This window comes from Magnetospirillum sp. UT-4, from assembly GCF_902729435.1.
In the GTDB taxonomy this organism is placed as follows: Bacteria; Pseudomonadota; Alphaproteobacteria; order Rhodospirillales; family Magnetospirillaceae; genus Magnetospirillum.
The window spans coordinates 23972-38937 of the sequence record NZ_CACVCG010000024.1 but is presented as its reverse complement, the minus strand read 5'-3'; the positions used below and the strand labels follow the sequence as shown (position 1 = coordinate 38937).

The following is a 14966-nucleotide window of genomic DNA, read 5'->3' as shown; positions in this document are numbered from 1 at the left end:
GCGGCCGGTTCAAGAAGAAATCAGTTGCCGCGCAGGTCGGCGGCGAGCTGGCGGGCGCGGTTGAGCTGGCGGCCGTTCATGGTCTTGGCCAGGGCGTCGCGCGCTTCCTCGGCGGGCTTCAGGCCCTGGGCGGCGGCGAGGTCGTAATTGACCCAGGCCCGCACCGGGTCCCTGGCGACGAAGCCCTGGCCCTTGGCGGCGAGATCGGCCACCTCCATCAGGGCCGGGGCGTGGCCGCGCCAGGCGGCGGCCAGCAGCCAGCCCAGGCCGGCCTGCATGTCGAAGGGCAGGTCGACTCCGCCCAGATAGGCCATGCCGAGGGTGTAGCGCGCCTCGGCGTGGCCCTGGCGGGCGGCATCGGTGAGCCAGCGCTCGCCCTCGATCATGCCGGGCCGCAGCAGGTCGGGGAAGCGGTCGCCGCCGGCGGCCTCCAGCGCCTCCTGCCGGGACCAGTACAGGCGGTCGCGTTCGGCGTTGGACTTCTCGCGTTCGGGGTCGCCGTAGACCAGGCGCCAGGCGCCGGGCTCGGCCAGCAGCATGCGGCCCAGGCGGTACTTGGCCTCGGCATCGCCGCCATAGGCGCCCTCCAGGTACCAGCGCCGCGCCTTGGCCAGGTCGCGGCGGCTGTCGTCGCCGCCCTCGTAGAAGCTGCCAAGGGCAAGCACGGCCCGCCCGTCGCCGGCCAGGGCGGCGGCCTCGACCCAGGCCAGACCGGGTCCGATGGATTGCGCCTTGCCGGTGACGAACAGCTCGACGAACCGGGTGCGGGCATCCTCGTCGCCCAATTCTCCGGCGCGCTGCCACCAGCGCGCGGCCTCGATGGCATCCTTGGCCCTCTCGGCCCCCTTGGCCAGTTCGATGGCCGCCGCGGCGACGCCGTTGGCGGCCGCCTGGCTCAGCCACGAATCGGCCTGCAGCGGATCCTTCTTCATGCCCTTGCCGTCGCGGTAAGCCAGGCCCAGCCGGAACTGCGCCTGGGCATCGCCCTGGGCCGCGGCCTGCGCCAGCGACGGCTTGGCCGGGGCGCGCTTGGCCACCTGCTCGCTGCGATCGGCCGGACTCTTCGTCGTCACCGGCTTGTTGGTCTGCGCCAGGCCCGGTCCCGCCATCAGACAGGAGAGCAGGGCGGCGGCGGCGGCGATCCTCATTTTCGGGGTGCTTTCAGGTGGCGTGAACGGGGCGCATGATTCCACAGCCCGCGGCCCGCTGTAAATTCCATTGGTGACGCTCACACGGCGATGCACGAGGGCGGCAGGTGGATGGTCACGGTGGTGCCGCGGCCGGGGCTGCTGTCGATGGCGAGGCGGCCGCCGTGCAACTGCACCAAAGCGTGAGCGATGGGCAGTCCCAGCCCGGTGCCCTGGTAGCGCCGCGACAGGCTGCTGTCGACCTGGCCGAAGGGGGCCAGGGCGGTGGCGATGTCGGCCGCCGCCATGCCGATGCCGCTGTCGGCCACCATCACGGCGGCGCCGCCCTCCGGGGTCTTGCACATGGACAGGCGCACCGTGCCGCCCTCGGGGGTGAACTTGACCGCGTTGGACAGAATGTTGAGCAGGATCTGCTTGAAGCGGCGGGCATCGACCAGCAGCAGCGGCGGCGCCCCGTCCAGATCGACGTCGAGGCGCTGGCGCTTTTCGCGGGCCTGCGGGCCGAGCAGCGCCGTCACCGCGCGGACCACATCGGCGGCGGGAGTCGGTTCCGGGTACAGGGCCAGCTTGCCCGCTTCCACCGCCGAGACGTCGAGCACGTCGTTGATCAGGGCCAGCAGGTGGGTGCCGGCGGAATGGATGTCGGCGATGTAGTCGTTGCAGGACAGGTCGCAATCGGATCTCAGGTAGCCGTCCTTCAGCCCTTCCGAGAACCCGATGATGGCGTTCAGCGGCGTGCGGAACTCGTGACTGACCATGGCCAGGAAGGACGACTTGGCGCGGTTGGCGAGATCGGCCTGGACCAGGGCGTTCAGCGTCGCCTCGCGCTCGCGCTCGGCCTCGTTGATGCGGGCCAGGCCCCACAGGGTGGCCAGCACCAGTCCGGCCAGCACCGCTGCACTGAAGGCGGCGATCATCGCCGCCCGCTGCCGCCAGGGGGCGAGCACCTCGCTGCGCTCGGACACCGACGTCACCACCAGCGGCCAGCCCCGGACGCTGCGATAGGCGCCCATGCGGGTGTGGCCGTCGATGGGCGAGACCGCCTCGAACACCCCGTCCGGGCTGTTCGGCAGCAGGTCGGTGAACACCACGTGGCCGGCGCCGCTGGGCGGGGTGTCGCCGGGCCAGTTGCCCAGGCGGCGGGCGACCACCGTGCCGTCGGGCTTGTAGATGGCCATGTTGGCCTGGGTGTCGAGGCCCAGGCGGGCATACATGGCGGCGAAGTAGTCGGTGGTGGTCACCGCAACCAGGACGCCGCGGAAGGTTCCCTGGGAATCCGTGATGCGTCGGCTGACGGAAAAGTACCAGGTGCCTGACAGGCGACCGCGGGTCATGCCGTTGACGTAAAGCGGTTCGCCCGCCGCATGGGCCTTGAAAAACGGGCGGTCGGCCACCGATACCGTGGCATTGGGGAGGTTCTGGGTGGTGTGCAGCAGGTTGCCGTGCTCATCAATCACCCAGAACGCAAAGATGCTGTCGACGCTGGCGATCCATTTGGCGAACGCCGCCCTGGCCTCGGCGGTGATCTCGACCCGCTTGCCCACCAGCAGGGCCGCCCGGACGTCGTCGAGGGCGGCCCGGTTGATGTCGAAGGTGCGCCGGGCGTGCTCCTCCACCATCTGCACCAGGGCGACGCCGTCGCGCTGGGATTCGGCGATGGTGGAGCGGTAGTCGTGGCGCACGATCAGCGCGGCCGCCAACAGGACGACGACGCCGAACAGCGCCGCCGTCAGCAGCAGAAGACGCCGTCCCGTCAGTATCCTTGCCATGCCCCGTCCCCGAAACCGCGGTCGCGAGGATAATACGGGCGGCGGTGGCGGAGAATACGGTTTGTATCAGCCCCTGATGGCGTCCTCGACGGCATGGGCCAGGCGGACGTCGCGCTGGGTGACGCCGCCGGCATCGTGGGTCGACAGGGTGATCTCGACCCGGTTGTAGACGTTGCTCCATTCGGGATGGTGGTCCATCCGCTCGGCCGCCAGCGCCACCCGCGTCATGAACCCGAACGCCTCGGAAAAATTGCGGAAGGTGAAGCGCTTGCAGATGGCGTCGCGGTCCTCGCACTCGCCCCAGCCGGGCAGGCCCAGCATGGCGGTGGAACGGTCGGCGCCGGTCAGGATGTCGGCCATGATGCTCTCCTCGGGGATCGCCCGTTCAGGAATCAATGGGCGCCCTTCACGCCTGCTTCAAGGCGGGGTAAGGTGGGCTATGCCGCGCGTCATCCCGCCCCATACCACGCCGCCCTCTCTTGCCGACTTCGAGACGCTGTCACAGGCGGCCTTCGCCGAGATCCCCGACGAATTGCGGGTCTACGCCGCCGACGTGGTGATCCGGGTCGATGACTTCCCCGACGAGGAGGTCGAGCACGAGATGGGCCTGGAAAGCCCGTTCGACCTGCTGGGCCTCTACCGCGGAGTTGCCATGCCGCATCAGAGCTTCGGCGAGACGGTGCCGCGCGCCGACGTCGACATGATCTTCCTCTATCGCCGTCCCATCCTCGATTATTGGTGCGAGACCGGCGAAGACTTGACGAGCCTCATCAAACACGTCCTGATTCACGAGATCGGCCATCACTTCGGCTTCAGCGACGAGGACATGGCGCGCATCGAGGACGAAGCCTGACGGTCGCACCTACAGTCGGAGCCCCCCCGCCGTGACCATGCCTGCCGTCCCCGCCCTGCCTCCGGACCAGCTCTACCGGTCCTGCGACCCCGAGACCCTGCCCTTCGTCACCACCGCCGACCTGCCCGACACCGAAGGCCCGGTGGGCCAGGACCGCGCCGTCGAATCCATCCGGTTCGCCATCGGCATGCGCCACCGCGGCTTCAACCTGTTCGCCCTGGGTCCCGAGGGCACCGGCCGGCGCTCGCTGGTGATGCAGTTCCTGGGGCAGGCGGCGGCCGGGCAGCTGGTTCCCGACGACTGGGTCTACGTCAACAACTTCGCCGTCAGCCACCGCGCCCGGGCGCTGCGCTTGCCGGCCGGCCGGGCCGCCGGGCTGAAGAAGGACATGGACCGGCTGGTCGAGGAGCTGGGCTCGGCCCTGCCTGCCGCCTTCGAGGCCGAGGAATACCGCAACCGCAAGCAGGCCCTTGAGGAATCGCTGAAGGAGCGGCAGGAGCAGGAATTCTCGGCGGTCAGCCGCGAGGCCGGCGAGAAGAGCGTCGCCCTGCTGCGTACCCCGGTGGGGCTGGCCCTGGCCCCCATGCGCGACGGCGAGGTGCTGTCGCCCGACGATTTCAAGCAACTGCCCGAGGCCGAGCAGGCCCGCTTCAAGGCCGACATGGAGGCGTTGCAGGAAAAGCTGGAAGCCACCCTGAAGCAGGTGCCGCACTGGGAGCGCGAGACCCGCGCCCGCATCCGCGAACTGGACCAGGAGGTGGTCTCCTTCGCCGTCAGCCACCTGATGGAGGAACTGCAGGACCGCTACGCCGACCTGGCCGAGGTGGTCGAGCACCTGGCCGCGGTGGCCGCCGACATCGCCGACAACGTCGGCGACTTCCTCGGCGACGGCGACGACGATCGCGCCCGCCTCAAGCGGCGCGAGGGCAGCGAGGGCGGCATCCGCCGCTACCGGGTCAACGTGCTGGTGGACAATTCCGGCCTGGCCGGCGCGCCGGTGGTGTTCGAGGACCACCCGACCCAGCCCAACCTGATCGGCCGGGTCGAGCATTTCGCCCATTTCGGCGCCCTCATCACCGATTTCAACCTGATCAAGGCCGGCAGCCTGCACAAGGCCAATGGCGGCTATCTGGTGATGGACGCCCGCAAGCTGCTGATGAACCCGTTCGCCTGGGAGGACCTGAAGCGGGCGCTGAAATCGCGCGAGGTCCGCATCGAGAGCCCGGGCCAGAGCATGGGCCTGATGAGCACGGTGACGCTGGAGCCGGCGCCCATCCCGGTGGACGTCAAGGTGGTGCTGATCGGCGACCCGATGCTCTATTACCTGCTGTCCCATCACGACCCCGAATTCGCCGAGCTGTTCAAGGTCGCCGCCGACTTCGACTGGCGCATGGAGCGCACCGACGCCACCATGCTGGGCATCGCCCGCTCCATCGCCACCCTGGTCCGCAAGGAATCGCTGAAGCCGGTGGACCGCTCGGGCGTCGCCCGCGTCATCGAGCAGGCGTCCCGCGACGTCGAGGATTCCGGCAAGCTGTCCACCCACATGGGAAGCCTGGCCGATCTGGTGCGCGAGGCCGATTACTGGGCCGGCCGCGACGGCGCCGGGGTGATCTCCGCCGCCCACGTCCAGCAGGCCGTCGAGGCCGCCATCTACCGCCAGGACCGGGTGCGCGAGAACGTCCAGGAGGAAATCCGCCACGGCACCGTCCACATCGCCACCGAAGGCGAGACGGTGGGCCAGATCAACGGGCTGGCGGTGCTGCAGCTGGGACGCTTCTCGTTCGGGCGGCCGAGCCGCATCACCGCCCGGGTCCATGCCGGCAAGGGCGATGTCATCGACATCGAGCGCGAGGTCGACCTGGGCGGGCCGTTGCACGGCAAGGGGGTGCTGATCCTGTCGGCGTTCCTGGCCGCCCGCTTCGGCGCCGAGATGCCGCTGTCGCTGTCGGCCAGCCTGGTGTTCGAGCAGTCCTACGGCGGCGTCGACGGTGATTCCGCATCCTCGACCGAGCTCTACGTCCTGCTGTCGGCGCTGGGCGAGGTGCCGCTGCGCCAGGGCCTGGCGGTCACCGGCTCGGTCGATCAATTCGGCCGCGTCCAGGCCATCGGCGGCGTCAACGAGAAGATCGAGGGCTTCTTCGACCTGTGCGTGGCGCGCGGCCTCGACGGCACCCAGGGGGTGCTGATCCCGGCCGCCAACGTGCGTCACCTGATGCTGCGCCGCGATGTGCTCGAGGCCTGCCGCCAGGGCCGTTTCGCCATCTACCCCATCGAGACCGTGGACCAGGGCATCGAGCTGCTGACCGGGCTGCCGGCCGGCATCGCCGATGCCAAGGGCGAATTCCCGGCGCAGACCGTCAACCGCAAGGTCCAGGCCCGCCTGGCCGCCTATGCCCGCCGCGCCGAGGAGCACGCCCGGCGGGCCGAATCGGCGCGCGACCGGCGGGGGCCGCCATGAGCGACGGCGGCTTCCGCCGCATCGTCGCCGCCGTCGATGCCAGCCCGCTGTCGCTGGCGGCGGCGGCCACGGCCTGCAGCCTGGCGGTGCGTTTCGGTGCCGAGATCGAGGGGCTGTTCGTCGAGGACCGCAACGTCGCCCGCCTGGCCTCGCACCCCTATGTCCACACCGTCTCGTTCATCGCCGCCCGGCGCCAGGCCGGCGGCGACGCCCTGATCGGCAAGGCGATGGAACTGCAGGCCATGGCGGCGCGCCGCGCCATGGATGCCGCGCTGGCCGTGGCCGGCGCCCGCGGCGGCTTCCATGTCCGCCGCGGTCTGGTCGAGGCCGAACTGGTGGCGGCCTCGCACGGCGCCGATCTGGTCTGCCTGGGCTGGTCGGGGCGGGCCGAGCCGGGCGCGCGGCCGCGTCTGGGCTCGGTCGCCCGCGCTTTGGCCGGGGGCGTCGCGGGCGCGGTGCTGGTGATGCAGAGGACCGCGCCGGGGGGCGGCCCGGTGACCCTGCTGTGGGACGACTCGGCGGCGGCCGAACGGGCGCTGGCGGTGGCGGTCCGGCTGGCCGGCGACGGCATCGTCGATCTGATGGTGCCGGCGCCCGACGCCATCGCCGGCGCCGCCCTGGCGGTGCGCGCGGTGGGGCTGGCAGAGGGGCTCGGCGCCCAGGCCCGCATCCGCGCCGCGGGGCGGCTGGCGCGGCTGCTGGCGGTGGTGGCCGGCGACGGCATCCTGGTGGCGCCTGCCGGCACCGGGATGCCGCTGGACGACCTGCCCTGCTCGGTCCTGCTGGTCCGCTGATCACATCGGGACGCACAGAGCTGTTGCCGGAATGCCACAGTCATGGCAATCCAACGACATCTGGCGTGTCGCCGCTTGAGGGGCGCCCCATCCTGGGGTAGAACCGGTCCAAAGACCTCGATCCAGATGTCAGGGAAAGGCCCATCCATGCGCACCATGAAGACCCTCATCGCCGCCGGCCTGCTGGCTGCCGCCGTGCCCGCCACCGCCGATGCCCAGTGGTACATGGGCCTCGATGCCGGCACCAACTACATGCAGGACCCGGGTGTCACCGGCACCGATTCCGACTGGGGCTGGCTCGGCCTCGGCCAGGTCGGCTACAGCTTCGGCGCCCCCAAGGTGGAGTTCGAGCTGGGCTACCGCGCCAACGACAACATCGACTCGCTGACCACCATGGTCAACGTGCTGTATGACTTCATGCCGACCTCCAAGTGGCACCCGATGGTCGGTGCCGGTATCGGCTGGGCGTTCCTGGACGGCGACTTCGCCGGCACCAACGCCAAGAACTCGGACAACGCCTTCGCCTATCAGGGCATCCTCGGCCTGGGCTATGACATCAGCAACAACTTCATGCTGAAGACCCAGTACCGCTACCTGGGCACCACCGACACCGATGTCGGCACCTCGACCCAGAAGGCCGATTACGACAACCACGCCATCACCGTCGGCTTCACCTACAAGTTCGCCAAGCCGACCCCGGCCCCGGCCCCGGCTCCGGCCCCGGTCGCCGCCCCGGCCCCGGCCCCGGCTCCGGTGGCCAAGCCGGCCCCGGCCATGCAGAAGCAGTTCCTGGTGTTCTTCGACTTCAACAAGGCCGACATCACCCCCGAGGCCGCCAAGGTCATCACCCAGGCCGTCGCCGCCGCCAAGGCCGGCAACGCCGCCAAGATCGACCTCACCGGCCACGCCGACCGCTCCGGTTCGGACAAGTACAACATGGCCCTGTCCATGAAGCGCGGCAACGCGGTCAAGGACGCCATGATCAAGCAGGGCATCCCGGCCAACCAGATCGCCGTGGTCGCCAAGGGCGAGAGCGTCCCGCTGGTCGCCACCCCGGACGGTGTGCGCGAGCCGCAGAACCGCCGCGTCGAGATCGTCCTGCCCTAACCGGCACGCCGTTCCAACGGAAAACCCCCCGGCGCGAGCCGGGGGGTTTTTTGTCGTCTGCGGTCGGCGCTTGAGTGTGCGGCTTCACCCCACCCCAACCCCTCCCCATCAAGGGGAGGGGGGATGACTCCCTCCCCCCTTGCGGGGGAGGGTTGGGGTGGGGGGCGAACCGCGCCGGTGCCTGAGTGTGCGGCTTCACCCCACCCCCGACCCCTCCCCATCAAGGGGAGGGGAGTGACTGGGGAACTCAGCCCTTGGCGTCGGCCTTCTTCGCCGCCGGCTTGGCCTTCGGCTTGGCGGCCGGCGCGGCGGCGGCGGTGGCGGCGCTGGCCTGGCGGATGGCCGGGGCGCGGCAGGCCGGGGTCTCGGGCTGGTCCATGGTGGTCGAGGCGAAGTGCTCCAGCTCGCCGGGCTTCAGCGCCGACAGCCGCTCGAACAGCGGCACATGCTGCTCGCAATAATTCTCGACCAGATGGGCGCGCTGGGATTCGTCGTTGGCCATGGAGGTCATGGCCCGGTCCATGTTGGTGCCGGAGCGGGCGTAATGGGCCTTCAGCACCTTGGCGTTGTCGCTCAGTGCGCCGCCGAAGCGGTTGACGTAGGCGGCATACTTGCCGGGCAGGCTGGGGTCGTCGACGCGGCAGTTGAGCGAGGCGACCTGCAGCTGGATGTGCAGCTGGCGCACCTGCAGGGCCCGCACCTCCGGCGGGTTGGCGCAGCGTGCCTGGGCGGCGACCGGAGCGGCTGCGGCAAGGGCGAGGAATGCCATTGCGGCGGTGGCGGGCACTCTGCGCACGGGGACCTCGCATCGAAGGGGGCATCGGTGAACGCAGTTTGGACAAGCGGCCCGGCGAAATCAACATTTGCCGTGCTGGGCAGCGGATTTCCCTGACCCCCCCGAATTCGCGCGGGCCTTCCCCCGGTGGCGCACATCCCGTTGAGAGACTGCACGCCCGCCCCAACCGGCGGCATATGTCCCCTGGCAGTGCCTCGACCTCCGGCCCGCGACCTTCGCGGTCCGTCCACCGTCCCCGCCGCCGGGAGAGCCGATGCGACACCTGGATACCGACACTCTGCAACGCCTCCGGGTGTGGTCCGGGGAGCATTCCTTTCCCCGCGGCGGGGACGATGGCGGAGGCCGCCGGCGGCGCCGGCGCCTGCGCCGGGTGCTGCTGGTGGGCGACCGCGAGCGGGCGTTCGGGGCGCTGTCCCTGGTCGCCGGCGACCATCGCAGCGCGCTTCCGGTGGGCATCTGCCTCGACCGCGAGGCGCCGGCCCGCCCCGTCCTGGGCGGCTTCGTCGCCGGCCTGGAGGACGCCGCCCGCATGGTGCGCGAGCAGCGGGTCGAGGAGGTGGTGCTGACCCTGCCGTGGTCCGATGCCGACCGGCTGGAGGCCTGCCTGGCGGTGCTGCGGCCGCTGGCCGTCGACGTCCATCTGATGCCCGAGTTCCCCGCCCCCTACCTGGCCGGGCACGGCTTCGCGCTGCTGGGCGACGTCCCGGTGGCGCGGCTGCGGGCGCGGCCGCTGAAGGGCTGGCGGGCACTGGCCAAGGCGGCCGAGGACCGGCTGCTGGGGGCGTTGCTGGTGCTGCTGCTGGCGCCGTTGATGGCGGTCATCGCCCTGGCGGTGAAGCTGGACAGCCCCGGCCCGGTGCTGTTCCGCCAGAGCCGCACCGGCTTCGACAACCAGGCCTTCACCTGCCTGAAGTTCCGTTCCATGCACGTGCGCCCGCCGGAAGCCATGCCGAAGCAGGCCACCCGCCACGACCCCCGCGTCACCCGGGTCGGCCGGGTGCTGCGGCGCACCTCGCTGGACGAGCTGCCGCAGTTGTTCAACGTGGTCGGCGGCAGCATGTCGCTGGTCGGGCCGCGCCCCCACGCGCTGGCCCATAACGACCATTATTCCCGGCTGGTGGACGATTACCTGTGCCGCCACCGCATGAAGCCCGGCATCACCGGCTGGGCCCAGGTCAACGGCCATCGCGGCGAGACCGCCACGGTGGAGTCCATGCGCCAGCGGGTGGCCTGCGACCTTTGGTACATCGACCATTGGAGCCCCGGCCTGGACCTGGCGATCCTGTTCAGGACGCCGCTGGCCTGCCTCAAGGGCACCAACGCCTACTGAGGGAGGGATCCATGAGCGCGCGCGGCCTCGCCCATCTCCTGTTCCGCCGACGCCGGCTCATGGCGGCGGCGATGACGCTGTCCCTGGCGCTGGGCGGCGCGGCGGCGCTGCTGCTGCCCGAACGCTGGCGGGCCGAGGCGGTGCTGCTGGCCGAACCCGGCCGCGCCGGGGCGGTGGCCGCCGCCCTGGCGGCGCGCGGGCCGGGGCCGTCGCTGTCGGTGGCGGTGGACGAGCCGGCGGCGGTGGTGCGGCTGGCGCTGTCGGCCGCCTCGCCGGCGGCCGCCGAGGCGGCGCTGGCCGCCCTGGTCGCCGGACTGAGCGATGACCGCGGCGGCGACACCGCCTCGCGCCTGGAAACCCTGCGCCGGCAGCAGCACCTGGCCGCCGAGGCCGCCGCCGCCGGGCGCGAGGCGGCGGTCCTGGCCGACACCCTGCAGGTGCTGCGGGCGCGCCTGGCCAAGACGCCGCCGACCATCGCGCTGGCCAGCCGGGTCGAACGGCCCGAGGCGGCCGGGGAGGCGGAGAAGCGCCTGTTCGAATTGCAGGCCCGCGAGGCCGAGCTGCTGGGCAATTACCGCGAGGACAGCGCGTTCGTGCGCAACGTGCGCGAGGAGCGCGGCCGCGTCGAGGCGCTGATCGCCGGCCTCGCCCAGCCGGTCGCCGGCTCGGTGACCAGCGGCCCCAATCCGGTGCACCAGCAGCTGGAAGGCGAGGTGGTGCGGACCGAAACGGCGCTGGCGCGGGCATCGGCGCGCGAGCGCGACGCCAAACGCCTGCTGGCCGCGGCCGGACCCGTCCTCGACCCGGCGGCGCTGGCGGCGGACGCGGAGCGCCAGAGCGCCCCCTCGGCCGGCGCCGTCGCCGTGCTGCAGCCGGCCAGGGCAGCGGCGCAGCCGGGCCTGAGCCAGGGTGCCGTCATGGGCTGGGCCGCCGCCGCCGGGACCGTTCTCGCCCTGGCCGCCGCCGGGCTGGCCCAGGCCCTGTCCTCCCGCTTCGCCACCCCGGCCGAGGTCGAACGCCGCCTCGGCCTGGTCGTCCTCACCTCCCTCCCGCGCGAAGGGTGACGCCATGTACAAGGAATTCTTCAACCTCTCCGCCGAGCCGTTCCGCATCACCCCCGATCCGGGCTTCCTCTACCTCACCGACCAGCACAAGGAGGCGCTGGCCGCCATCATCTACGGCATCGCCAAGCGCAAGGGCTTCATCTGCATCACCGGCGAGGTCGGGGTGGGCAAGACCACCATCCTGCGCTCGTACCTGGACAGCGTCGACGAGCCCGGCCTCAGGTTCGTCTACGTCTTCAACCCCAACGTTTCGTTCCAGGCCTTGCTGCGCCACATCTTCAAGGAGATCGGCCACGATTATCCCGGCGACGACATCGCCAGCATGGTCGACTCCCTGCGCGGCTGGCTGATGGAGCGGCACCGCAAGCGCGAGACCCTGGTGCTGCTGATCGACGAGGCGCAGAACATGCCCATCGGCACGCTGGAATCCCTGCGCATGCTGTCCAACCTGGAAACCGCCACCGAAAAGCTGGTGCAGATCGTCCTGGTCGGCCAGCCCGAGCTGGAACAGCTGCTGGGCGAGCGCCAGTTGCGCCAGCTGGAATCGCGCATCGCCGTACGCACCCGGCTGGGGCCGCTGTCGCGCAAGGATGCGGCCGCCTATGTCCGCCACCGGGTGAAGTGCGTCGCCCTCGACGACCGGCCGGCGTTCTCGGACGCCGCCGTGACCGAGATCGTCCGCCACGCCGATGGCATCCCGCGGCGCATCAACGTGCTGGCCGACAACGCGCTGATGACCGCCTTCGGCCGCAAGCTGCGCCCGGTGCCGGTCAAGGTGGTGCGCGAGGTGGTGGTCGATCTGCGCCTGAAGGAGGGCGGGCGCCGCCGCCGCCTGCGGCCGTGGTCGTGGCGCTGGCTGACGGCGGCCGGCGCGGCCACCGCGGCGGTGGCGGCGGTGGCGGTGCTGCTGCCCGATCCGCCGGCGCTGCCGCCGGCCAAGGTGGTGGTGCATCTGCCGAAGCCGGATTCGGAGCAGCTGCCGAAGCCGGAGTCGGTGCAACTGACGGCGCCGCTGCCGCCGCTGGCGGCGCCCATCTCCGTCGGAATGCCGGCCGCCGCAACCCTGCCCGACATTTCCGACGCACCCGACACGCCGCGCCGCACCGTGCGCATCGTCGCCCCCGGCGACACCCTGGCCGGCCTCAGCCAGCAGGTCTACGGCCGCTACGACGGTACCCTGCTCGACCTGGTCAAGCGCCACAACCCGGCCATCGTCGATGTCGACCGCATCCAGGTCGGCCAGATGATCGAATTCCCGGCCAAGCCATGACCGGTCTCTACGACGCCATCGCCACCGCCCGCGCCCTGGTCCCGGCGGCGGCCGGCCTGCCCGCCGAGGCGGCGCTGGGGGCGTGCCGGGGCATCGGCGACCTGCCCATCCTGCGGCTGTGGCAGGCCGTCGAAAGCGGTCTCAAGGACCGGCCGCGGCGGGTGGTGCAACTGACCGCCTGCGCCGCCGGCGAGGCCGACCCGGCGGTGGCGGTGCGGCTGGGACGGCTGGCCGGGCGGGTGATGGGGGGCGGGGTGCTGGTGCTCAACGCCGTCGACAGCGAGACCCGGGTCGAGGAGGGCGGACGGCTGGCCTTCGGGCCGCTGCCGGGGCGCGGCGGCGACGCCCGCGCCCTCGATTCGGCGCTGCTCGGGCGCTACTGGGACCGGTTGTCCGAACGGGCCGGGCTGATCATCCTCGACACGCCGCCGGTGCTGGCCTCGCCGCTGGCCCTGGGGCTGGCGCCCAGCGCCGATGGGGTGATCCTGCTGATCGAGGCCGAGCGCACCCGCGAAGCCGTGGCCGCCGCCGCCCGCGACGCCCTGGTGCGCGGCGGCGCCAACCTGCTGGGGGCGGTGTTGACCAAGCGCCGCTTCCACGTGCCGAAGCGGCTCTACGAGATGCTGTAGGCGACCCGCGGCCCGACGCCGTCGCCCTCGGCAAGGTCGCCCAGCCCCAGCGCGGCGCACCATTCCAGCAGCAGCAGCAACGACCACACGGCGCGGGTGCGGTCGTGGCGGCGGCGCTGGCGCTCCAGCAGGGCGGCGATCGCCGCGGCCGACAGCACCCCGCTTTCGATCAGCGGCGCGTGCCGCGCCAGCGTCTCCAGCCGTGCCCCCAGCGGCCCGGCCAGCCAGCGGTCGAGCGGCAGTGCCGGGACGGCGTCGGGCGCCAGGCCGGCGAACACCCGTCGGGCCAGGGTTCCGCCGGCGCGGCCGGCGCGGTGGCGCCACGGCACCGCCAGTGTATAGGACAGCAGGGATTCGTCGAGGAAAGGCGTCGAGACGGCAAGGCCATGGCGGCCGGCGGCGGCCTCGGCGGCGGGGGCGGCGGCGTCGGCCAGGCGCCAGCGCAAATCCTGCCAGGCGGCTCCGGCGCGGCGGTCGCCGGCCAGCCAGGCCGGCGGCGTCGGCGGCCCCCAGGGCGGCGACCCGAGCCGGCCGCGGCCACCATCGGCGAGCAGGCCGGCCCATCCCTCGGCGGCGAAGGGCGATCCCACCACCGGAGCGCCGGCCGTCATTTCCCGGGCCAGCAGGCGCCACAGCCAGGACAGCCCCGGCACCGGCGCGGTGGCGGCGGGAAAGCTGGCCTCGACGCCGCAATCGTCGAAAACCCGGGCCAGTTTCGCCCGGCCGGCGGCCTGGGCGGCCAGCCAGGTGCCCAGGGCCTCGGGGCCGGCGGTCGGCTCGGACAGGGCGGCGGCCAAAACGGGCACCGCCTCGACGCTGCAATCGCCGTCGCAGGCCGCCTCGATCAGGTCACACCGGCTGGCCGCGGCCCAGCGCCGCAGCGTGCCGGCGGCGCCGCTGCAGCTCTCGGCGGCCACCGGCGCCACCGTCACCGTGGCGCGGCCACTGAGGCGCCCCATCAGGGCCGCCATCGCCGCCGCCGCCGGGCGTCCCGACAGCAGCGCGCCGGCGCCGTCGCCGCCCAGCCGGTCGGCGACGCTGCATTCCAGCAGCGTGCGCGCGGTCGCGGCATGGCGCTCGAAGCCGAGGTTGCGGGCGACCAGCAGCAGCCGTTCGTCGGGGCCGGGCTGGGCCCAGCGCCGCGGCGGCGACACCGCGCCGCCCTCGACCACCAGCATCTCGCCGGCCCCCAGCTTAGCGATCCCGGCCACCGGTGTGAGTGGCGCCGGCACCACGCCGTGGGCCAGCAGCATGGCCAGCCCGGCCGGGTCGAGGCGGCGCGGCAGGCCGAGATGGTCGAGCAGCGGCGCCAGGGAAGAGGCAAAGGCAAGGCGGCCGCGGTCGCGGGCGATGAACAGCGGCTTGCGCCCCAGCTTGTCGCGGGCCAGCAGCAGCAGGCCGCGGCGGTCGTCCCACAGCGCCAGGGCGAACGGCCCCTGCAGGTGGCTCAGGCAGTCGGCGCCCCACTGCTCGTAGGCCCTCAGCACGGTGTCGGCGGGACCGGGCCGCGGCGGGAAGCGGTGCCCCATCAGGGCCAGGGAGTGACGCAGCGGCGCGTGGTTGATCACGTCGCCGTCCAACGCCAGCCACAAATCGCCGGACAGGGTGGACAGATTGGCCGCCGCCAGCGCCAGCCGTCCCTCGGGCGAGCGGTAGACGCTGCCGCTGCCGGCCAGACGCTGGGCCAGCTCGGGATCGACGGCCGCGTGGTTGGGGGCGAGGAGTCCGGCGATGGTCATTGGCGC

13 protein-coding genes are annotated in these 14966 nt (G+C 72.2%); 8 read left to right on the top strand and 5 right to left on the bottom strand.

The window, feature by feature from the left end:
- Positions 1–20 precede the first annotated feature (20 nt).
- The 3 genes from MTBUT4_RS01475 to MTBUT4_RS01465 all read right to left on the bottom strand — a co-directional run bounded on the left by MTBUT4_RS01475 (position 21) and on the right by MTBUT4_RS01465 (position 3277).
- Positions 21–1148 carry a tetratricopeptide repeat protein gene (locus MTBUT4_RS01475; protein ID WP_173977890.1) on the bottom strand — a complete coding sequence of 376 codons (1128 nt, stop codon included), beginning with the start codon at positions 1146–1148 and terminating at the stop codon, positions 21–23.
- A gap of 80 nt (positions 1149–1228) precedes the next feature.
- Entirely contained in the window at positions 1229–2917 is a 1689-nt protein-coding gene (locus tag MTBUT4_RS01470) for an ATP-binding protein (RefSeq protein WP_173977889.1), read from the bottom strand.
- 66 nt (positions 2918–2983) lie between these two features.
- On the bottom strand, positions 2984–3277 hold the full coding sequence (locus tag MTBUT4_RS01465) for a 4a-hydroxytetrahydrobiopterin dehydratase (protein ID WP_173977888.1): 294 nt from the start codon (positions 3275–3277) through the stop codon (positions 2984–2986).
- Positions 3278–3356: 79 nt separating this feature from the next.
- Between MTBUT4_RS01465 and MTBUT4_RS01460 the strand changes: the two genes are divergently transcribed.
- From MTBUT4_RS01460 to MTBUT4_RS01445, 4 genes are all read left to right on the top strand, one after another.
- On the top strand, positions 3357–3770 hold the full coding sequence (locus MTBUT4_RS01460; RefSeq protein ID WP_173977887.1) for a metallopeptidase family protein: 414 nt from the start codon (positions 3357–3359) through the stop codon (positions 3768–3770).
- Between the two features lie 37 nt (positions 3771–3807).
- Entirely contained in the window at positions 3808–6231 is a 2424-nt protein-coding gene (locus tag MTBUT4_RS01455; protein ID WP_173977956.1) for a Lon protease family protein, read from the top strand.
- Positions 6228–7025 (top strand): universal stress protein, encoded by a 798-nt coding sequence (locus MTBUT4_RS01450; protein ID WP_173977886.1) that lies wholly within the window; start codon positions 6228–6230, stop codon positions 7023–7025. Before MTBUT4_RS01455 ends, MTBUT4_RS01450 begins: the two co-directional genes overlap by 4 nt.
- Positions 7026–7172: 147 nt before the next feature.
- The gene (locus MTBUT4_RS01445; RefSeq protein WP_173977885.1) at positions 7173–8132 is read left to right on the top strand and encodes an OmpA family protein; all 960 of its coding nucleotides are present in this window, start codon (positions 7173–7175) and stop codon (positions 8130–8132) included.
- Between the two features lie 247 nt (positions 8133–8379).
- Here the strand turns inward: MTBUT4_RS01445 and MTBUT4_RS01440 are convergent, their stop codons facing one another.
- Complete coding sequence (locus tag MTBUT4_RS01440; protein ID WP_173977884.1) at positions 8380–8928, bottom strand: heme utilization protein; 549 nt, start codon at positions 8926–8928, stop codon at positions 8380–8382.
- Positions 8929–9181: 253 nt separating this feature from the next.
- On the opposite strand from MTBUT4_RS01440, the gene MTBUT4_RS01435 reads away from it, so the two are divergent.
- From MTBUT4_RS01435 to MTBUT4_RS01420, 4 genes are read left to right on the top strand one after another with little or no spacing between them, the layout of a single operon-like run.
- Positions 9182–10258, top strand: a complete 1077-nt coding sequence (locus tag MTBUT4_RS01435) for an undecaprenyl-phosphate glucose phosphotransferase (RefSeq protein ID WP_173977883.1) — start codon at positions 9182–9184, stop codon at positions 10256–10258.
- Between the two features lie 11 nt (positions 10259–10269).
- A complete protein-coding gene (locus tag MTBUT4_RS01430; RefSeq protein ID WP_173977882.1) occupies positions 10270–11322 on the top strand; it encodes a hypothetical protein in 1053 nt (350 codons plus the stop codon).
- A gap of 4 nt (positions 11323–11326) precedes the next feature.
- On the top strand, positions 11327–12592 hold the full coding sequence (locus MTBUT4_RS01425; protein ID WP_173977881.1) for an AAA family ATPase: 1266 nt from the start codon (positions 11327–11329) through the stop codon (positions 12590–12592).
- Positions 12589–13221 carry a hypothetical protein gene (locus MTBUT4_RS01420; RefSeq protein WP_173977880.1) on the top strand — a complete coding sequence of 211 codons (633 nt, stop codon included), beginning with the start codon at positions 12589–12591 and terminating at the stop codon, positions 13219–13221. The genes MTBUT4_RS01425 and MTBUT4_RS01420 overlap by 4 nt, the downstream gene beginning before the upstream one ends.
- Here the strand turns inward: MTBUT4_RS01420 and MTBUT4_RS01415 are convergent.
- Positions 13206–14960, bottom strand: a complete 1755-nt coding sequence (locus tag MTBUT4_RS01415; RefSeq protein WP_173977879.1) for an asparagine synthetase B — start codon at positions 14958–14960, stop codon at positions 13206–13208. The genes MTBUT4_RS01420 and MTBUT4_RS01415 overlap by 16 nt on opposite strands.
- Between the last annotated feature and the right edge of the window lie 6 nt (positions 14961–14966).